Below are 19435 nucleotides of genomic sequence, written 5' to 3'. Positions count from 1 at the left end.
GCCCCGGCCTCCGGGCACGCGTCGGGGGCCGTCCGAAGACGGGCCCCCGACGCTCGGTGCCCCGGCGGTTATCGCCGCAGGGTGACCGTGAAGCCGTGATCGGTGGAGACAGCCGGTGTCCTGATCTGCGTGACGCCGGTTGCCGGATCGGTGTACCAGCCGGACTCGGCCGCGGCGAACGCCTTGGCGGAGTCCAGCCGGGGCAGTCGGCTGCCGCCCAACACGACCTGCTTCGGCACTCCGGTGGCGTGCACGCTGAAGCGGTACGCACGGGAGGCCGGCTTGCCCTGGTAGTCGCCGGCACTCGCCCCGACCTTGATGGTGGTCGGCGCCTTGCCGTGGGTGGGCGCCTGCACCCGGACGTGCTGGGTGGCAGAGGAGCCGGTCGCGAACTTCCGGGTCACGCCGTCGTCCTCGTACAGGGTGTAGTCCGTGGTGCCCTTCGGGTAGATGTCGTAGTCGAGCTCGTGCTTGTCCCGGGTCTCCCAGGACGTCGTGCCCTTGGGCCACATCGGCACGATGGAACCGCCCTTGACGAACAGCGGAAGGGTGTCGAGCGGCGCGTGGTAGCCGTTGACCGTGGTCGGGCCCTGATAGGTCTTCCCCGTCCAGTAGTCGGTCCAGGTGCCCTTCGGCAGATAGATGCCGTTACGGACGTCCGTGTCGCTGTAGACGGGTGCGACCAGGAAGTCCGAACCCGACATGAACTCGTACGTGGCGTCGGGGCCCAGCGTCTTCGGGTCGTCGGGGTACTCCAGCGACAGCGGCCGCACCGCCCCGACGCCGGTCTTCGTGGCGTCCTTGGAGAGCGTGTACATGTACGGCAACAGCCGCTCCTTGAGCTGCAGGTACTTGCGGTTGATCGACGTGTACGGCTCGCCGTCCAGCCACGGCTGCTGGTCGTGCGGCTTCTTGGTGGTGATGTCGCTCGCCCAGCCGTCCATCGTCATGATGGCCGGAAGGAACGCCTTCCACTGGAGATCGCGTGCGTACATCTCGGGGTCGTGGCTGTAGATGGAGCCGACGTCACCGGTGTTGTAGGCGATACCGGACAGGGTGGCACCCGCATAGGTGGGAATCTGCCAGCGGATGTAGTCCCAGGACAGTTTCTGGTCGCCGCTCCACAGCACGCCGCAGCGCTGCGCGCCGGCCCAGGACACCGGGAGCCAGACGAAGCCGCGGGCATCGCTGTTGTCCTCGATGCCGGCCTTGGCCTGGTCGCAGGCGTCCAGCGCCATGCCGTAGCCGTTCCCGACCCAGGCGACGTCCAGCTTGCGGACGCGGACCCCCGCCTTGGCCTCGGCGGCCTGGTCGGGCAGGCCGTTCTGCGTCCAGAGCCCCAGCTGGGCATGGTCCTTGTTGAGGCCGGCGCCGGTCTGCGGGAGGTTCTCGTAGCCGCAGCCGTAGCCGTCGTTCACCAGCATCCAGCCGAGCGGCATCTGATTCTGGACGTATCCGTCGGCGACCTTCAGCGCGTCCAGGGTGTGGCGCTCGCCCCGGTTGGCGTTGTGCAGGTAGCAGTCGGAGTCGCCCGGTTCGAGGCCGTAGACCGGGGGCATGAAGGGCTTGCCCACCAGCGAGGTGTACTTGCCGATCACGGACTTGGTGTCACCGGTGAAGTAATAGGCGTCCAGGCGACGTTCCTGCTGTCCGGTGCGCACCGGTGAGCCGAAGTCGTAGGTGCCCGGCGTCATGGTGTTCCGGAAGACCCCGTAGCCGGCCGACGAGATGTAGAACGGCTGGGAGTTGTTGTAACCTCCCTCGTTCCAGTTGGTGTTGTTGCCGACGTTCATCAGCTGGTCGCGGTGGGAGAAGCTGCCGTTCTGCTCGCCGCCGCCGAAGAACTGCTCCGTGGCGCCGCGCTTCAGGCTCTGCCGCATACCGCCCGCGGTCCAGCGCAACGGATCGGCCTCCGCCCAGATGACGGTGCGGTTGTCCGCCTTGTAGAGGGCGAACTCCAACGGCTTCTTGTAGACGCGCAGCACCACTCCCTTGGAGCGGATCCCGTAGTAGAGACCGGCGTCGAACGCCGAGGTGTGCCGCTGCGGGGCCGGCTGTTTCCGGATCATGTGGCTGTTCGGCGGATCGGCCAGGACACCGTCCGGAGAGGCCTGCAGGCGCATCGTGTCGTCGGTGAAGAAGTCGGCGCGGGCCTTGAGCGCGCCCGCCGCGATCTCATACGTACCGTGCGAGCCGCTGAAACCGGTGAGGTTGCCGGCGTCCGTGGGCTCGGGGAGGTACGCCGTGCCGGTGAAGGAGTTGTTGTGGACGTCGTAGGGGACGACCACTACCTGGTAGGTACCGGAGGCCTTGGGGATGACGGTGGCCTCGGGGTCGGCCGTGCCGGCGCTGGAGGCGACCTGTTTGCCGTCCGCGTCGTAGATGTACATGTCGAAGTCGTCGGTGGGCGTCTGCCACTGGATGGAGACGGGGACGCCGCCCTCGGGGTTGTCGTCCCACTGACCGGCCGGCGGATGCACCGTCAGGTCGAATCGGGCGCAGACGGCGTTGTCCGGGTCTTCCGCCGCGGTGCCGCATTTGTCGGGCGAGCCCACGGTCCCCTTGGCATAGACCGGGCTCTGCCAGCTGACGCTCCTGGTACCGGAGTCCAGTACGGCCGACGGCGGAGCCGCCGCGTCCGCCTGGGCAGCCGGAACCGTCAGAGTGGTGAGGGCGAGTATCAGGGCCGACGCTGCGGCAGCCGCCGCCTGTCTGGGGCGGTTTCGAAGGATCCGCAAGGAGTGTTCTCCGTTCGTACCGAACAGCAAGGTGTGCAATGTCTGCGCAGACATGCTTGGAACACTGGAGTTTCAAGCATCACCATTCACCGCCGAGTCGGTACGTGTCAACGGCTCAGCACAGCACCGGTCCCGGGACAGCGCTCAGCGCCGTTCCGGGACCGGTGTCAGGCCGTCACCACGGCTGTCGTCAAGGAGTGTCGGGGCGTCCGCTGCTGGCGGCGTAGTACTGGAGGTCCTGCACGTCTACCTGGCCCGCCACCGGGTGGCGCGCGGAGACCTTGGCCACCTGGTGCCCGTCGCGGCGTACGGTGGCGGAGCTCCAACCCGTGTGCAGGGGCACCAGCGTGGGGTGGACTCCGGCGGGAACCGGGTGGCTCTGCCGGTCAGCGCCGACGACCGTGTCCACGCTCGCGGGCGCGGTCAGGAAGGTCAGGGCCTCGACCATGTCCCGTGGGGGCGCCGATCCGCCCCGTGGGCTCATCAGCAGTTGCTCGGTGCCCGCCGGAGGAACCGTCGCCGCGAACTGGACACGCGAGGTCAGGTACACCGTGTCCCGGACGATCCGCGGCCAGGCGCCGGTCTTGAAACGGGTCAGGTAGTACGAGCAGATATCGAGATAGGCGTACCCGTTGTGCATCGAGGGTGCGAACTGGCTGCCTTCGGAGTAGTCGTTCCAGGTGGTGAGCTGGACCCAGTCGGCATCGTCACCGATCGCGTGCCCCCAGGTGGCGCGCAGCGTGGCCGTGTTGCCCGCCTCGTCGTAGACGCCCTGGTCGGGCCGGGTGTCCTGCACCGAGACCGGTTGCATCCAGACCTTGCCGAGGCGATGGGCCAGCGCGGTGTCCGCTGTGGCGCCGGCCTGGCCCCGGTAGCTGCGGCTGCCCCACTCGGAGAACCCGTAGCTGATCGGCGCGAAGCGCTCGGCGTTCGCCGTGAAGTTCAGGAACAGCGGGACCAGCGCCGTCCTGATGCCGTGTCGCTGCTCCAGCCGCGCGGTCATCTGCGACCACCAGCCCGGGTAGTGCGCCTCGGCCTTGAACGGGGAGACCACCAGCCTGCCGTCGCCGAGCCGGTGCACGGACGGCGACTGAGCCAGTCCCGCCAGGGCATCCGCCAGGGTCGTGGGGTCGGTGCGCAGCGAGGTCATGTCCGGCATCAGCATGATCCGGAATTGGGGGTCGACCGAGGCCGCGGCCTCGATCAGCCGGGTCACCCGGTCCCAGTTCGGACCGGACAGGGACAGGATGTCGACGCTGAATCCGTCGATTCCGGCTCCGGCGGCCGTCCGGACCTCCTGCTGCAGATTGGCCAGCTGCCAGTCGCCGCTCTGCTGCGGTACGGGCAACGGCCGGTCCCGCAGCAGGCCACCGTACTCCTCGTGCTTGCCGTTCTCGCCCTGCGCCGTCAGGTAGTTGCGGCTGTAGTAGTCCCGGTCGGCCGGCTGGTTGTCCAGTGACAGCGGATACGGCGTGAAGTAGTGCGCGAACACCAGGTGCTCGCTGCCGTGCAGGACGGCTGCCGAGGGCATATCGAAGGGCAGCGCCCGGCCGCCCGGATCGGCGGACCACGACGCGCTTCCGGGTGCGGACGCCGGAGTCTTCTTGCCGTCGCCGCCCGTCGGGGACCAGGCCATGCCGCTGCCTGCCAGCAGGCCGATGAGCAGCAGCCCCAGCGCGAGGCCCGGCAGCAGACGCCGCCGACCGGCCCGGGGGCGTCGGTGCGTCAAGGATCGTAGCGGCGCATCCGCCATCGTCGTTCCTTCCGGGACCCCGTCCGTGTTGCGGGGGTTGGGCAGTAGTAGAGCCGAATCGCGCCCCCAGTACAACAGCCCCCGCCGTCGTGCCGGGGTCGCACAGAGCCGTTACGGCGTGGTGGCGCCGAGGCGGTCCGTGCGGTGACCAGCGACGTATGCCTTGAGGCTGTCCTTCCGCATCGCGTCCCACAAAATGCGGTCCTTGGCCCGGTCCAGCAGGACGACCGACTGTCCCTTGATCATGCCGGTGCCGGTCACCGGAGCATTCATGAACACCATGCCGGCCGGCCTGATGCCCCGGGAGCTCCACAGCAGATCGCGCAGGTCGCCATTGCCGAGACGGTCGTCCACGCTGACGCTGTCGGTGAGCCTGCTCAGCACCTGGCCCGCTTTCAGCGGGTTGCTCAGCGTGCCGGGGTCCATCACCTTGCTGAGTACCGCACGCAGAAAGTACTGCTGCCGGTGGGTGCGGTCGAGGTCGCCGCGGGGCAGGCTGTGCCGCTCGCGGACGTACACCAGCGCCTGGGTGCCGTTCATGTGACGCCGGGATCCGTCAACGGTGAGGTCGACGCCGCCCACCGCGTCGGTGAGCCGCTTGAAGCCGTCCCAGTCGATGACCGCGAGGTGATCGACCTTCACATCCGTCAGCCGCTGGACGGTGTCGATGAGCAGCGGAGGTCCGCCCCAGGAGAAGGCGGCGTTGAGCTTGGCCGTGCCGTGCCCCGGGATCTTCACCCAGGAGTCCCGGGGCAGGGAAACCACATAGGCGCTCGAGTGGTCCTTCGGCAGGTGGACCAGCATCATGGTGTCGCTGCGCTGTGCCCCGTAGGTCCACTCGGGGGCTTCGGCGTTCTTGCCGGTGGTGGGCAGGTCGGACCTACTGTCGACGCCGACGAGCAGGAAGGTCTCTCCGCCGGTGCTCGCCGACGGCTGCGCGGCAGCGGGTACGTGGGTCGGGAACGCGTTCGGGATGCGCTCGACCCGGTCGGTGTAGTGGTCGACGGCCCACCATCCGACGCCACCGGCCGCGATGATCCCCACAGCGAGCAGCGCAACGGCCCCCAGGAGCATCTTCCGCTTCCGGGAGCGACGGCGTACCGACACAGGAGCCGGTGCTGCTGCGTCGTCGTCGGTTTCCTTCGTCATCGATTTCCCCCCTGGCAAACTCTGCCGCCCCCACGGCCCCTCCCCGGCGCACGCACACGTACCGGCGCAGGGTCGATCATAGGACCGATTTACACGGGATCAACACGCCCTTGACACACTGCCTTCAGAGAAACCGGGCGCCAATCGGTCACAACGTTTACGTAAACGGCATTGTGCGACCCCAAGTTTGTCGTACTGTTCCCTGTTGCGACGCCTGTTCGTCGATCGGGGAATCGACAAACGGGACGGAGCCAGTCAACACGTGCCGGGGGGGTACATGTGGCATGTCAGCACGCCTGAAACAGGTGCGTCCGGGGTCCGCACCGCATCGGGTGCAGTCCAGCAGGGGATGCGCCTCAAATCGCGTTGGTATCTGCCGATCGCCTTGTTCACCGACGTCACCGGCACGGCGCTGCCGGTGGCGCTGCTCTTCCGCGCCGAAAGCCAGCCGTACGCCCTGTGGTCGGCCGCCGTCGCCGCACTCGCCTGGCTGAGCATCCAGACGTTCCGGCACCGGTACGCAGAGCGCCTCATGGGTGAGTCCCGAGGCGCGCTGCCGGTGCTGCACGACTGGCTGATCCTGCTGGGCGTGCTGGCCGTCTGCCGCGCCGCCGCGGACCTGCGCCACGGGCCGCTGCTCTGCCTGGCCGCACTACTGCCGTCGCTGCTGCTCACCCTGGTGTGCCGCAAGGCGACCTACCGCCACCTCGCCTCGGCGCGCCGCAAGGCGCAGGTGGTGACCCGGGTCCTGGTGATCGGCGAGCCGTCGGCGGCCGATGACGTGGCCGAGCATCTGGCGGGTCGTACCGATCACCCGTACATCGTGGTCGGCATAGTGGCGCTCGGCGCGGGCGAGATCACCAGCGGGTCCCGGCTGGCCGGCCGGATGACCTTCGGCAGCCCCGTCGCCAGCAGCGAGGACACCCGGCCGCTGCTCGCCACCGCTCAGGAGTTGCAGGCCGACGTCGTGATGGTCGCGCCGGGAGCCAGCATGTCGGGCGAGCGGCTCCGGCGGCTGTCCTGGGCCCTGCACGACGCGGGGGTCGAACTCGCGCTGGCTCCCGGCCTGGTGGAGATATCCGTCAAACGTCTGCAGGCGACATCGGCGGCCGGAATGGCACTGCTGCGGATCGTGCCGCCGGTGCGCCGCGGTGTGCAGCCGGTGCTCAAGTCCGTGATGGACCGGGCCGGCGCGGCACTGGGCCTTGTCGTCCTCTCGCCCCTGTTCGTGCTGATCGCCCTGGCGGTCAGGCTGAACTCCGCGGGTCCGGTCTTCTACCGGCAGGAACGGATAGGGCAGGCCGGCACGCCCTTCGTGATGTGGAAGTTCCGCACCATGCACCGGGACGCGGACGCCCGCAAGGCCGAACTGGCCGCCGTGAACGAGGTCGAAGGGCCGATGTTCAAGATGCGGCGCGACCCGCGGGTGACCGGCGCCGGGCGCGTGCTGCGCCGGGCATCCCTCGATGAGTTGCCGCAGCTGATCAATGTGGTGCGCGGCGACATGTCGCTGGTGGGGCCGCGTCCGCCGTTGCCCGAGGAGGTCGCCCTCTACAACGAGGTGGAGGCACGACGGCTCGCGGTACGGCCCGGCATGACCGGACTCTGGCAGATCAGCGGCCGCTCCGACCTGTCCTGGGACGAAACGATCCAACTGGACCTTCAGTACGTCGACAACTGGTCGTTCACCAGCGACGTCGACGTCATGGCCCGTACGCTCCGCGCCGTCGTCGACGGTCGCGGGGCGTACTGAGAGAGCCGAGCCGATGACACCGAACGCGGGGCGGGCAGTGCTCCGGCGCTGCCGCTCAGCCGCGCTGCCAGGAGGCGTACGTCGCGGCGATGCCGTCGCGCAGCGGGATGCCCGGCTTCCAGCCGAGGGAGCTCAGCCGCGTGACATCGAGCAGTTTGCGGGGGGTTCCATCGGGCTTGGAGGTGTCCCAGTCGATGCGCCCGGCGAAGCCGGTCACATCGGCGACGGCCTCGGCGAGTTCGCGGATGGTGAGGTCCGTCCCGCAGCCCACGTTCACCGGTTCGTCGTCGTCGTAGGCACGCAACAGCAGTGCGCAGGCGGCGGCGAGGTCGTCGACATGGAGGAACTCCCGGCGCGGCGAGCCGGATCCCCAGAGGGTCACCGCCTCCCTGCCCTCCTCGCGGGCCTCGTGGAAGCGGCGGATCAGCGCCGGCAGCACGTGCGAGGTCTCCAGGTCGAAGTTGTCGCCGGGCCCGTAGAGGTTGGTCGGCATGGCGGAGATGTACGAGGCGCCGTACTGCTGACGGTAGGACTGGATCTGCACGATCCCGGCGATCTTCGCGAGGGCGTACGCCTGGTTGGTCGGCTCCAGCGGGCCGGTCAGCAGGGCGTCCTCGCTGATCGGCTGGGGAGCGAGCTTGGGATAGATGCAGGAGGAGCCGAGGAAGAGGAGTCTGCCGACGCCGGCCCGGTGCGCTCCGGCGATCACGCTCAGCTGGATCTGCAGGTTCTCCTCGATGAACTGGACGGGGTAGGTGCTGTTCGCCATGATGCCGCCGACCTTGGCGGCGGCCAGCACCACCGCGTCGGGTCGCATGTCCTTCAGGTGGTCCGCGGTCCGGGCGGCGTCGCGCAGATCCAGCTCGGTGCGGTCCCGGGTGAGTACCCGGTAGCCGTCGGCGGTGAGCCGGCGCGCCACGGCGGACCCGACCAGACCACGGTGACCGGCGACGAATATGCGGGCGCCCTCTGGCAGAAGCAGCGATTCAGTCATGGGTCGGATCATGCCAGGGCGAAGACCGCCAGTGTGCACAAGACCCTGACTTCTTTCTCAAATCACAACATAACCGTGGGGGACGGACCGGCCGCGCGCCGGTCTGCAAGGGAGGGACATTTCGCATGAGCAAGTCCGCACTGATCACCGGAGTCACCGGACAGGACGGTTCCTATCTGGCGGAGCTGCTGCTCTCCAAGGGGTACACCGTCCATGGACTCGTCCGCCGGTCGTCCAGCTTCAACACCGAGCGGATCGACCACATCTACCAGGACCCGCAGCAGGCCAACCGGTCCTTCGTACTGCACCACGCGGACCTGTCCGACGGTGTCGCCCTGGTGAACCTGATGCGGGACATCAGACCCGACGAGGTGTACAACCTGGGCGCCCAGTCCCATGTCCGGGTCTCCTTCGACGCGCCGCTGTACACCGGTGACGTCACCGGGCTCGGCGCGCTGCGGCTGCTCGAGGCCATCCGGGCCAGCGGTATCGAAACCCGGTACTACCAGGCCTCGTCCTCCGAGATGTTCGGCTCCACCCCGCCGCCACAGAACGAGCAGACCCCCTTCCACCCGCGCAGTCCCTACGGCGCTGCGAAGGTCTTCGGCTACTGGACCACCGTCAACTACCGCGAGGCCTACGACATGTTCGCCGTCAACGGGATCCTCTTCAACCACGAGTCGCCGCGCCGTGGCGAGACCTTCGTGACGCGCAAGGTGACCCGCGCGGTGGCCCGGATCAAGGCGGGCCTCCAGGACCGCCTGTACATGGGCAATCTGGACGCGGTACGCGACTGGGGTTATGCCCCCGAGTACGTCGACGCGATGTGGCGGATGCTCCAGCACGACGAACCCACCGACTACGTGGTGGCGACCGGGGTCGCCGCCACCGTGCGGGAGTTCGTCCAGACGGCCTTCTCCCATGTGGGCCTGGACTGGAACGAGTACGTCAGGTACGACCCGAAGTACGAGCGTCCCAGCGAGGTCGACGCGCTCATCGGCGACCCGGGCAAGGCGCATCAACTGCTTGGCTGGAAGCCGTCGGTGCTGGTGGCGGAGCTGGCCGGGATCATGGTGGACGCCGATCTGCGGCAGGTCGAGGACCAGCTGGCCGGCGCCACGGTGCGTATCGACCGCTGATCCGCGTACGACGCGGACCACGATCGGTACCGGATTGGTCAAGTGTGGCGGAACACGTGTCTTTCCGCCGCAAGGTGCGCCAATATACATGTCAGTTGGGCCACATCAGGCCATATATCTGGGCTTTCACGCCTGGGGGGTAAGTACATGGGTAGATCCCGGGGGCTTTCGGCTGCCCTCATCCTGAGCGTCATCGCCGGCTTGGGGGTGACCGTCGCGCCACCGGCTGCGGCGGTGACACCTCCGGTGGCGTTCACCGCCGACGATCTGCCGACCTGGCAGACCAACGGCATCGTCTGGGCACTGGCGGAGGCACAGGGGACTGTCTTCGTCGGAGGTACCTTCTCGCAGGTCAGGCCGCCCGAGGGGGACAGCGGCACGGCGCAGGACGCGGTCAACTTCGTGGCGATGAACGCCGCGACCGGCGCGCCCACGTCCTGCCATCTCTCGTTCACGATCGGCAGCGGTTCGGCAACGGTCCGCTCGCTGGTCGTCTCGCCGGACAAGAAGACGCTCTACGCGGGCGGTTACTTCGGCGCCGTCAACGGTGTCCAGGTGAGCAGCCTGGCAGCGATCGACATCGCCACCTGCACGCCCAAGGCGGACTTCCATCCGAGCTTCAGCGCGACCGTACGCGCCCTCGCCGTCACCGACGACACGGTGTACGCGGGCGGTGACTTCGGCACCGTTCAGGGGGAAACCCGGCAGCGGTACGCCGCGGTGGACAGCGGCACCGGGGCGCTTCGGCCGTTCACGGCCGATGTGGATCTGCCGGGACGGGCCGTCGCGGTCACGCCCGACGGCAAGGACGTGGTGCTGGGCGGTGACTTCTTCACGGTCAACGGCTCGGACTCGCACGCCCTCGCCGTCGTGGACGCCACCACCGGTGACAACGTCAAGACGTACCCGAACTTCATCGAGACGAACTCGGTCGTCAAGACCATCGGCACCGACGCCACCGGGTTCTACACCGGCAACGAGGGAACGGGCGGTGGAGTCTTCGACGGGCGCATCGCACTGAACCTCAGCGACCTCGCCCAGCGCTGGCGCGACACCTGCCTGGGCGCGACGCAGGCGGTGCTGTCGTACGAGAGCGTCCTCTACAGCGCCTCGCACGCCCACGACTGTTCCAGCGTGGGTGAGTTCCCCGACGGCAAGCGCAACCATCTGCTGGCGCAGCCCACCACGAGCGTGGGCAAGCTCGGCTGGTTCCCCAACACCAACGACGGTCTGGGTGAGGGCATCGGCCCGCGCGCCCTGGCCGTCTCGGACAGCGGATCCACCAAGTACCTCTGGGTGGGCGGCGAGTTCACCACCGTCAACGCCGCGCCCGCCCAGGGTCTGACCCGCTTCGCCTCGAGCCCCGACACCGGTGTCCCCGGCGTGCCGCAGGTCAGCGCTGCCAGCATCAAGCCCGGCGCGGTTCAGGTGCGCTGGCGGTCCAGCACCGACCTGGACGACAGCAAGCTGACGTACAAGGTCTACCGCAACGGCTCGTCGACCCCGGTCCACACCGCGGACGGCGACTCGCTGTGGTGGTCCCGGCCGCAGATGTCCTTCACGGACACCGACGTCACCGCGGGGCAGACGTACAGCTACCGGGTGACGGCCACGGACGCGGCAGGCAACGCCAGTGGGCTCTCGCCCACGGTAACGGTGACCGTGCCCGCCTCCGCGGAGGCCTATCCGAGCGCCGTGATCGACGACGGCGCCACGCAGTACTGGCGCTACGACGAGTCGACCAGCCCGTTCATCGGCGACTCGTCGTCGTCGGACAACAGCGGCATCCAGCTGAACGGACCGTCGCTGCGGCAGACGCCGGCCGCCGTCAACGGCCCGAGTACGGCGATCGGGTTCGACGGCACCGACCAGGTGGTGTACAGCGACCGGCCGTCCACCGTGCCCGGCGCCTACTCCGTCGAGACCTGGTTCAGGACGACCACGGACCGGGGTGGCAAACTCGTCGGCTTCGGCAACAACACCACCAAGACCAGCGGCAACTACGACAAGCACATCTACATGACGAACGCCGGAAACCTGGTCTTCGGCGTGTACACGGGCGGGACGCGGACCATCTCCACGTCAGGTTCGTACAACGACGGCGACTGGCACCACGTGGTCGCCACGCAGGACTCGTCCGGCATGAAGCTCTACGTCGACGGTGCGCTCAAGGACTCCGGCAACGTGACCGGCAACCAGGCCTACACCGGCTACTGGCGGGTCGGCGGTGATCAGTTGAACGGCTGGCCGCAGCAGCCGACCAGCAACTTCTTCGCCGGACAGATCGACGACACGGCGATCTACCCGTCGGCCCTCTCCGCCCAGCAGGTGACGCACCACTACCAGCTGGCGAACGCCCCCGCCGACACCGTCAGCACGGTCGCGGCAACCGACGACACCTACGCCAACGCGGGCGCCCCGAACACCAACTACGGCACGTCGAGCTCGCTCGCCGTCCGTGGTACGTCCGCGTACGCGTCCTACCTCCGCTTCACCCTGCCGTCGGCCCCGGCCGGCACGGTGCTGAAGAGCGCCAGGCTCTCCGTGAAGACCTCGACCCAGTCCGGGGGCGGATCGGCGGACAGCCAGTCCGTCGTACCGGTCTCCGGGGACTGGACGGAGGCAGCACTGACGTACAACAACCGGCCCGCCCTGGGCTCGGCCCCGCTCGGCACGCTGAGCGGTGCCACGGACGGCTCGACCGTCTACTCGGCGTCACTCGACACGGCCGCGCTCTCGTCCTCGCTGGGCAGTTCCTACAGCCTGGCGCTGACGAGTACGGGCACCGACTCGCTGTGGCTGTGGTCCAGCGAGGCCTCCGCCGGCGACGGCACCCCGCAGCTCGTGCTGACCTTCGGCGCGCCGTAGTCGCGCCGGTGACGGCAACGCAATGACAGCGTGCGGGGTCCGGTTCGCCGGACCCCGCACCGCCGATTCCCCTTCGCCCGGCCCCCGCACCACCCCGTACCACAGGAGCCCCACCATGCGTCCACTTCACCGGCGCCCGGCAGCCGCCGCGGCCGTGCTGGCCGCCCTCATCGCCGTGTCCGCCTGCAGTTCCTCCGGGTCCTCGCACCACGACAACGACGCGGCGGCCGGTGCCACGAGCAGCCCCACTCCGACCCGGAGCATCCCGGATCCGGAGACCGAGACGAGCCCGGACCCTTCGCCTTCCCGGGGGCCCGTCCTGCCGGACGCCGAGATCACCCCGGCCACCGGCTCGTTCAGCAAGAAGGACAAGGCCTACCTGAGCGGTCGGGTGCCGAAGAACATGGACCCGGCAGCCGTGCTGCAGACCGGCCAGGAAACATGCCAGCGGGTGGCCCGGACCGCCAAGCACGACCGGGACGCCGCGGTGGGTGCGGTGATCGCGGGCGACATCCCCGATGCGAAGGCCGCCATCACTCATCTCTGCCCGGACCAGAAGCCGGTGCTCGCGGCGGCCGATGCGGGCTTCCCCGACGGAACCCGCAAGAAACCCGCCGCCGGCAGCTACCGCGCGCTGACCACCAGCTCCGACTGCACCTGGCGGGCCACCGGCAGCGGGGGCAAGGTCCTCGCCTCGGGGCCTTCGAACGGAGCCAAGGGGCCGGTCACGGCGAAGGTCCCGGCCGGCACCCAGGAGTTCACCTCGTCCAGGTGTTACGCCTGGGTGCCCGCGTAACACCTGTCGTAGACGGCGAGCAGTGTGTCGAGCACGGCATCCATCGAGAACGCCTCCGTGGCCAGCTTGCGGGCCGCCACGGAGGCTTCTTCGTTCACGACGGGATCCAGCAGCTCCCGCACGGCGGAAGCGATCCCGGACGCATCGGCGACCACCCGGCCGGCGCCCGCCTCCTCGATGTCGCGCGCCAGCCCGTTGGAGCGCGTGACGACGACGGGCGTGCCGACCGACAGCGCTTCCAGAACCGACATCGGGAAGGGCTCGTCGACCGATGGCAGCACATAGAGGTGCGCCGCACGCAGTTCGCTGAGCATCCCGGCGCCGGACAGGGGGCCCGGACAGCTCACCCGCTCCGCCACCCCGAGCTGACCGATCAGCGCCTGTACCGGAGCGAGTTCGCCCTCGTCGGGTCCTGCCACCACGAACCGGGCGTCCGGGTGGTGGCGCAGGATCTCCGGGACCGCGGCCACGAAGTCCTGCGGCCGCTTGCGGGCCTGCAGCCGGGCCGCGTAGAGAAGACGCGGCGCGCTCGCGGGGGCCGGGCGCGGTTCCTGCGCCGGCACCCCGTTGACCAGCCGCGTCGTGTTGACCGGCGTGGACGGTCCGGCAACGGCTTCGAGGCCCTTGCGCTCGTGCCCGGTCAGATACAGCACCGCCGATGCCCGGCGGAGCAGCCTGCGTACGGCGAGCGCGTCCAGCACCTTGGCCAGCAGCCGGTCACTGGGGTCGACCATGCCGTGGGTCTGGAGCACCAGCGGCTTCCCGGCGCGCAGCGCGGCGAGAGCGACCGGCAGGGTCACCAGGTCGCGGGCGAGATGGACATGGACGACGTCGGCCTCCCGGACCAGGCGGCCGGCGCTCGCGAGAAGGGCGGGCGAGGTGATGCCGCTGAAACCCAGCGGCAGCAGCCTGCGAGCCTGGAAGAGCCGGACGGGCACACTCTCGACCTCGGCGGGCAGCGGGCCTTCGAACCCGTCGCCGAGGGCGAGCAGCCGCGTGTCGTGGCCGCGCTCCCTGAGCCCCCGGGAGAGATTGAGTGCCACCCGGACCGGGCCGCCGAAGGCGTGGCTCGGACTGTGCAGGGTGACGACGTGCAGGACTCTCAGCGGGCTCATACGGGTTCCTCCACCGGCCGCCGGCCGTCGGCCGTCTGCAGGGTGAGATCCGGCAGGTCCCGGTGCACGACGGTGCCCGCACCGGCGACGGCGTGCGCGCCGATGGTGACGCCGGCGAGGACGGTGGCACGGGTGGCGACCCAGGCGCCGTCCTTCACTACGATCGGCGCATTGCGGTAACGGAAGTCGGCGGCGCGGTGATCATGACTTCCGGTACACAGCAGCGCCTCCTGCGAGACACAGACGTGCGCACCGATGGTGATCGGCTCCAGATTGAGCAGCCAGGCGCCCTCGCCGATCCAGCTGTGGTCGCCGACCGTCAGCTTCCAGGGCCACAGGACCCGCACCCGATGCCGGATGAGGACGCCCTCGCCGATGGTCGCGCCGAAGATCCGCAGCAGCGCGACCCGGAGCCGCGCCGGACAGAACCACGCCATGAAGACGGTGTTCAGTACGGCGAACCACAGGGCCTGCACCAGCTTGCCGCGGCCCTTTTCATATCCGGCCAATGTGAAAGCCGGGAGATTCCGCATCAATTCACCCCCACCGGCGTCTCCCCAGACGCCTGGCTGCTCAGCCTAGTGGCTGACGCCGGGTGGCAGCTCCCGCGTCGGTAGACTGGCCGCGGGATCTTCTCAGGGGAGATCCGCTCAGGGGCGGGGGCCGCATGACGACGGATACGGACGAGGGCACCGGACAGGCGGCGCCGGCCCGCGGTCCGGTGCCGCTGCCCGTTTCGGCCCTGCCCGCTTCGGCCCTGCGTTTCGCGCCGGTGGTGTCACCCCGGACTCTGCTGTCCCGGGCCCTGTCGGTACCGCTTGCCATCGGGCTCACCGTGGCCATGCCCGTGGTGGTCGCCGTCCAGCCGGGCGACGGGGCCCACGACAGCGCGTACTGGGTGCAGTTGATCCTGACGATGTACGCGGGCGCCCGACTGTCCGGGATGATCCTCACCGGCCGCCGCAAGCTGCTGCAGGGATCCTTCTGGCTCTTCGTCTACATGGCGATGGGAGTGGCCCCGCTCGCCCAGGCCGTACTGGGCAAGGTGCCGACACCCGTGGTGGGGCCGCGTTCGGACGTCACCGAGGCCATCGCGCTCGTTCTCATCGGGTGTGTGGCCTTCGACGTGGGGGCGCTGCTGGCCAGGCACCGTCCCGGCGGCAAGGGCCGAGGGGAGACACGACCCGCGCTGGTGCACCGGCGAAGGCTCTATCTGCTGGTTGTGGTGGCCTTCGCGTGCAGCGCGGTGTTCATCCTGAAGCTGGGCGGGCCGGCCGTGTTCTTCAGCAGCCGGCAGGAGATCATCGCCGGCATCGCGGAGGCGGGCATCTCGCAGGCCGATTCGCAGGCCGGTCAGGCCCTGCTGCGTGGTTTCGGCACCGTACCGGCGCTGATCGCGCTGCTGGCGTACACCCGTTGGCTGGTCACCTCCCGGCGTGCGCGCAAGTCGCCGACGGTGATCGCCGTGTGGTGCGCGCTCGCCGCGCTGAACACGGTGGTCAACAACCCGATCTCCAATCCGCGTTACTGGTTCCTGACGGTGCTGCTCGCGCTGCTGTTCACCGTCTTCCCGGTCAGCGCGGCGATGTACCGCTCCGCACTGAGTCTGGGGGTGGTGGTGGCGCTGGTGGTCTTCCCGTTCGCCGACCGCTTCCGTTACGACGACAAGAACTACCACCCGGTCGAGACCACTTCGGTGCTGGAGCCGCTGGCGCTCAAGGACTACGACCAGATCGGCATGTTCGCGAACACCATCACCTTCGAGCACTCGGGCAGCGGGCATCTCTACGGGCGCCAGCTGGCGGGTTCCGTCCTGTTCGCCGTACCGCGCGCCATATGGCCCGGCAAACCGCACGACACCGGGGTGATGGTCGGCGAGTGGATGGGCGCGGTCAACACCAACCTCTCCTCCCCGGTGTGGGCGGAGCTCTGGATCGACTTCGGTCCGTTGGGCATGAGCCTCGGCCTGCTCGGCATGGGGTACGCCGCGGCCCGGGTGGACCGGAGGTATGCCCGGAGGGCCACCCGCCGCGCGCCGCCCGGGAGCCTGATCTCGCTGGTGGTGCCGCTGGTGGCGGGCTATTCGTTCATCCTGTTGCGCGGACCGCTGCTGCAGGCCTCCGGTCGGGTGGCCATCGCGATCATCTGCATCGCGCTGATCATGACGTACCGTCAGGACAAGGGCGCGGCGCTGCGCTGACCCGTGGCTGAGGGCTCGGGGGTCCGGCCGAGACCGGCGACCCGTATCCAGGCGGCGGCCGCCTTGAGCGCGGAGCCGGCCGCGAGCCCCCAGGCCGCGCCGATGGCGCCGCCCAGGCCGTAGCCGCCGAGCATCAGCACCACCGAGAGCAGCGAGAACACCACCTGCAACGACAGCGTGGCGCGCGGGCTGATCACCCGCAGGGTGACCAGGGCGCAGGTCCCCAGGGCCATCACCGCGTACTGGCTGCCGGTGGCCGGGAGCAGCGCTGCCGCGGACTGCCAGGTGGCACCGAGAAGCTGATGTCCCATCCGGTCGGGCAGGGCGTACAGGACAGCCGCCCAGCCGAAGCCCACGGCCGCCAGCACGGCGGCGAGCAGCGCGGCCGCCCGGGTGGTGGCGCGGCGTCCGCCGAGCCTGCCGAGCACCGGCGGACCGAAGGCGTTCACCGAGTTGAACAGCACGTTGAGCGGGCCGAAGAGGGTGGTGGCTCCGCGGAGCGCGCCGACGGCCAGCGGGCTGGCGAAGAGCCCGAGCCCGAGCACGGCGAGCTGGCTCGACGCGTTCCCGACGGTGAACTCGACGACGAACCGCATGCCGAGGTGGCCGCGTCGCACATAGCGGCGCAGCTGGGTCGCGGCTCCCGTCACGAAGGGCCGCAGCAGCAACAGGCCGAGCAGCAGCGCGGGCAGTGCGGAGACGCCCCACACGGCGACGAGCCTGGCCGGGCTCGCCTGGTGGGGCTGCACCAGCAGGGCGGGCACCACGCAGACCAGGCGCAGTCCGTCGGCGGTGAGCGCCCGGTGGGGTTGCTGCAGCGCGGAGAAGGAGTAGCGCAGCCCGTCCTGCAGCAGGACCACGGGCAGCACCACCCCGAGCGCCAGGAACGCCCCGCCGAGCCGGCCACCGGCCACCGCCCCGCCCACGACCAGCAGCACGCCGGCGACCAGCGCGGCGCAGCCGGTGAAGGCCGCGGCCGAGCGGCACGCCGAGGCCAGTGCGCGGGTGTCGCCGCGCTCCAGTACGACCGCCTGACCCACATAGGACATGTTCAGGCCGAGCAGCACGGTGAAGGTCAGGTAGACCATCGAGAAGGCGGCGAACCCGCCCGTGCTGGAGACCCGGGCCGCCATCACCAGCACCAGGATGTTCGTCAGGCTGGACGCTGCCTGATCGAGCACCGACGCGGCGACGACGGCCGAACGTCTCACCGGTCTCCCGCGCGGACGCTGCGCAGCGCCACGGTGTCGCTCCCGTCGCCGGTGAGTTCCTGCTGCGGCGGGGACGGTCGGCCCGCGCCAGGCCGCTGCCCGGCCGCTTCGCCGGCGTCTTCCTGCTGCGCCGACCGGTTCGCGGCCCGGCCGCTGCCGCGATGCCCGGACTTCTCCGCCCGCCGTCCCGGCTGACGGGGCACCGGGTGGGTGACGGCGCCGAGCACGGTGCCGCCGGCGCCGGTGATCAGCTCCCTGATTCGGACCAGGTCGGCGCGGTGCACCGATCTCGGGTGACAGACGATCAGCACCCCGTCCACCCGGTCGACCAGAGCCAGGGCGTCGGCATAGGCGAGGACCGGCGGGGCCAGTACGACGACCGTCGCGTTCGGGGAGTCGGCCTCCTCGATCAGACGGGTCACCCGGGGGGAGGTCAGGGCGCGGGCCACATTGCGTACCCGCTCGCCGGGAACCAGGTCGAAGGACCCGGACTCCCCCGCGTCGACCTGCAGTTGGCGTGGTCCGGGCCAGCCCGGCTCCTCGGTGTCGGGCTGCCGGCTCCAGGCGGGGCGCCCCGTGTCACCGGCCCGCAGCCGGCCGGCCAGGCTCGGCGTGCGCAGATCGGCCTCGATCAGCAGTACGTCCTTGCCGGTCTCGGCGAAGGATGCCGCCAGATTGGCGGCGACCCCTGCCGCCGCGTCGCTGTTGCCGCCCCGGGGTGCCACCACGAGCAGTCGTCGGCGGCCCGAGAAGCGTTCGTCGTAGGCGAGCCGGAAGGCGACCGAGCGGTACTCCTCGGCCAGCCGGGAGTCCTGACCGCCGACGAGCAGCGACCCGCCCGATGTGCCGCGGGGCAGCGTGCCGAGCACGGGGGCGCGCACCGCGCGCGCGACGTCGGCGGGTGAGCGCGGCGACGGGTCGAAGACCAGCCTGACCCAGGCCGCCAGCAGCCCCAGCGCCACCCCGACCGCGCCGCCGAGACCCAGGGACACCGGCAGCCCGAGCCCGTCGGACGCGGCGGGCGGAACCGCCTTGCCGCTGACGGTGCCCGCGGTCATGTCGAGCGCGTTGAGGCTGGCGATCTGTCCGTTCAGCGTGTTCATCTTGCCGGTCAGGTCGTCATAGCGGGCGTTCGCCGCATCCGAGGCCGAACTGCCCTCGCCGGCCAGTTGCTTGGCCAGGTCGTGCTGTTGCCGGGCGATCGGGTTCAGCTGGTCCTGGGTCTTCTTGACCATGCTGTCCCGCAGGTCGGTCCACTGCTTCTTCCGCAGATCGAGATAGGCCTTCGCCAGTGCGTTCGCCCGGCGGGCCGCCTCCTCCGGCGTGGTGGCCGCATAGGTGAAGCGCAGCACCATGGTCTGCGGCGGATTGGTGACCTGCAGCCCCTTCTGGAGCGAGCCGGTCCGGTTGCTGGGCAGGCCCAGCGCCTCGGCGGCCACTTCGGCCACGCTGTTGCTGAGCGCGGTCTGCCGCTCGGTGCCTATGTTGACGGTCTTGTCCGGGGACACGACGGGGTTGAACGGGTCATTGGTCGGGGCGCGCAGGCGGATGTCACTGGTGGCCGTGTAGCTGTCGGCCGATGTCACTCCCAGCCACGCTCCGCCGAGCAGTCCGATGCCGATGCCCGCACCGATGAGCCTGCGGTAGCGCAGCAGTTGCCGGAACTGGTCTCTCAGCAGATCCGGTTCGTCGTCCCTCGCCGCGGAAGCGTGCATGTCC

13 protein-coding genes are annotated in these 19435 nt (G+C 69.8%); 5 read left to right on the top strand and 8 right to left on the bottom strand.

Annotated features, from left to right (window positions below; translation table 11 throughout):
- Positions 1 to 68 precede the first annotated feature (68 nt).
- The 3 genes from AB0436_RS05775 to AB0436_RS05765 all read right to left on the bottom strand — a co-directional run bounded on the left by AB0436_RS05775 (position 69) and on the right by AB0436_RS05765 (position 5640).
- On the bottom strand, positions 69 to 2792 hold the full coding sequence (locus tag AB0436_RS05775) for a TIM-barrel domain-containing protein (RefSeq protein WP_366466444.1): 2724 nt from the start codon (positions 2790 to 2792) through the stop codon (positions 69 to 71).
- A gap of 136 nt (positions 2793 to 2928) precedes the next feature.
- Positions 2929 to 4467, bottom strand: coding sequence for a glycoside hydrolase family 71 protein (locus AB0436_RS05770; protein ID WP_366466443.1), 1539 nt, complete (start codon positions 4465 to 4467; stop codon positions 2929 to 2931).
- A 135-nt stretch (positions 4468 to 4602) separates the two neighbouring features.
- Positions 4603 to 5640 carry an LCP family protein gene (locus AB0436_RS05765; RefSeq protein WP_366466442.1) on the bottom strand — a complete coding sequence of 346 codons (1038 nt, stop codon included), beginning with the start codon at positions 5638 to 5640 and terminating at the stop codon, positions 4603 to 4605.
- A gap of 349 nt (positions 5641 to 5989) precedes the next feature.
- On the opposite strand from AB0436_RS05765, the gene AB0436_RS05760 reads away from it, so the two are divergent.
- Positions 5990 to 7393 (top strand): sugar transferase, encoded by a 1404-nt coding sequence (locus tag AB0436_RS05760; RefSeq protein ID WP_366466441.1) that lies wholly within the window; start codon positions 5990 to 5992, stop codon positions 7391 to 7393.
- 55 nt (positions 7394 to 7448) lie between these two features.
- Here AB0436_RS05760 and AB0436_RS05755 read toward each other — a convergent pair whose 3' ends face one another.
- On the bottom strand, positions 7449 to 8387 hold the full coding sequence (locus tag AB0436_RS05755) for a GDP-L-fucose synthase (protein WP_366466440.1): 939 nt from the start codon (positions 8385 to 8387) through the stop codon (positions 7449 to 7451).
- 125 nt (positions 8388 to 8512) lie between these two features.
- Between AB0436_RS05755 and gmd the strand changes: the two genes are divergently transcribed.
- The 3 genes from gmd to AB0436_RS05740 all read left to right on the top strand — a co-directional run bounded on the left by gmd (position 8513) and on the right by AB0436_RS05740 (position 13190).
- Positions 8513 to 9526 carry a GDP-mannose 4,6-dehydratase gene (gmd, locus tag AB0436_RS05750; RefSeq protein WP_366466439.1) on the top strand — a complete coding sequence of 338 codons (1014 nt, stop codon included), beginning with the start codon at positions 8513 to 8515 and terminating at the stop codon, positions 9524 to 9526.
- 147 nt (positions 9527 to 9673) lie between these two features.
- Positions 9674 to 12394, top strand: a complete 2721-nt coding sequence (locus tag AB0436_RS05745; RefSeq protein ID WP_366466438.1) for a LamG-like jellyroll fold domain-containing protein — start codon at positions 9674 to 9676, stop codon at positions 12392 to 12394.
- Positions 12395 to 12509: 115 nt separating this feature from the next.
- Positions 12510 to 13190, top strand: coding sequence for a hypothetical protein (locus tag AB0436_RS05740; protein ID WP_366466437.1), 681 nt, complete (start codon positions 12510 to 12512; stop codon positions 13188 to 13190).
- Here AB0436_RS05740 and AB0436_RS05735 read toward each other — a convergent pair.
- Both AB0436_RS05735 and AB0436_RS05730 read right to left on the bottom strand, forming a co-directional pair.
- Positions 13169 to 14296 (bottom strand): glycosyltransferase, encoded by a 1128-nt coding sequence (locus tag AB0436_RS05735; protein ID WP_366466885.1) that lies wholly within the window; start codon positions 14294 to 14296, stop codon positions 13169 to 13171. The two genes, AB0436_RS05740 and AB0436_RS05735, sit on opposite strands and share 22 nt — an antisense overlap.
- A gap of 5 nt (positions 14297 to 14301) precedes the next feature.
- Entirely contained in the window at positions 14302 to 14838 is a 537-nt protein-coding gene (locus AB0436_RS05730) for a WcaF family extracellular polysaccharide biosynthesis acetyltransferase (protein WP_366466436.1), read from the bottom strand.
- A 134-nt stretch (positions 14839 to 14972) separates the two neighbouring features.
- Here AB0436_RS05730 and AB0436_RS05725 point away from each other — a divergent pair, with 134 nt between their 5' ends.
- On the top strand, positions 14973 to 16505 hold the full coding sequence (locus tag AB0436_RS05725; protein WP_366466435.1) for an O-antigen polymerase: 1533 nt from the start codon (positions 14973 to 14975) through the stop codon (positions 16503 to 16505).
- Here AB0436_RS05725 and AB0436_RS05720 read toward each other — a convergent pair.
- Both AB0436_RS05720 and AB0436_RS05715 read right to left on the bottom strand, forming a co-directional pair.
- Positions 16478 to 17716: a hypothetical protein gene (locus AB0436_RS05720; protein ID WP_366466434.1), complete on the bottom strand. Its 1239-nt coding sequence runs from the start codon at positions 17714 to 17716 to the stop codon at positions 16478 to 16480. The genes AB0436_RS05725 and AB0436_RS05720 overlap by 28 nt on opposite strands.
- Complete coding sequence (locus AB0436_RS05715; RefSeq protein WP_366466884.1) at positions 17713 to 19431, bottom strand: lipopolysaccharide biosynthesis protein; 1719 nt, start codon at positions 19429 to 19431, stop codon at positions 17713 to 17715. The genes AB0436_RS05720 and AB0436_RS05715 overlap by 4 nt, the downstream gene beginning before the upstream one ends.
- Positions 19432 to 19435: the final 4 nt, after the last annotated feature.

This window comes from Streptomyces sp. NPDC051322 (assembly GCF_040689485.1).
Lineage (GTDB): Bacteria > Actinomycetota > Actinomycetes > Streptomycetales > Streptomycetaceae > Streptomyces.
Note: the sequence above shows the minus strand (reverse complement) of the source record. Positions and strands in the feature narration are given on the sequence as shown.

What these genes read in the sequence shown, in the direction of transcription:
- AB0436_RS05775 (WP_366466444.1), bottom strand. Translation starts at nt 2,792, where the DNA reads ATGTCTGCGCAGACATTGCACACCTTGCTGTTCGGTACGAACGGAGAA.
- AB0436_RS05745 (WP_366466438.1), top strand. Translation starts at nt 9,674, where the DNA reads ATGGGTAGATCCCGGGGGCTTTCGGCTGCCCTCATCCTGAGCGTCATC.
- AB0436_RS05760 (WP_366466441.1), top strand. Translation starts at nt 5,990, where the DNA reads ATGCGCCTCAAATCGCGTTGGTATCTGCCGATCGCCTTGTTCACCGAC.
- AB0436_RS05765 (WP_366466442.1), bottom strand. Translation starts at nt 5,640, where the DNA reads ATGACGAAGGAAACCGACGACGACGCAGCAGCACCGGCTCCTGTGTCG.
- AB0436_RS05755 (WP_366466440.1), bottom strand. Translation starts at nt 8,387, where the DNA reads ATGACTGAATCGCTGCTTCTGCCAGAGGGCGCCCGCATATTCGTCGCC.
- AB0436_RS05730 (WP_366466436.1), bottom strand. Translation starts at nt 14,838, where the DNA reads ATGCGGAATCTCCCGGCTTTCACATTGGCCGGATATGAAAAGGGCCGC.
- AB0436_RS05725 (WP_366466435.1), top strand. Translation starts at nt 14,973, where the DNA reads ATGACGACGGATACGGACGAGGGCACCGGACAGGCGGCGCCGGCCCGC.
- AB0436_RS05740 (WP_366466437.1), top strand. Translation starts at nt 12,510, where the DNA reads ATGCGTCCACTTCACCGGCGCCCGGCAGCCGCCGCGGCCGTGCTGGCC.
- gmd (WP_366466439.1), top strand. Translation starts at nt 8,513, where the DNA reads ATGAGCAAGTCCGCACTGATCACCGGAGTCACCGGACAGGACGGTTCC.
- AB0436_RS05715 (WP_366466884.1), bottom strand. Translation starts at nt 19,431, where the DNA reads ATGCACGCTTCCGCGGCGAGGGACGACGAACCGGATCTGCTGAGAGAC.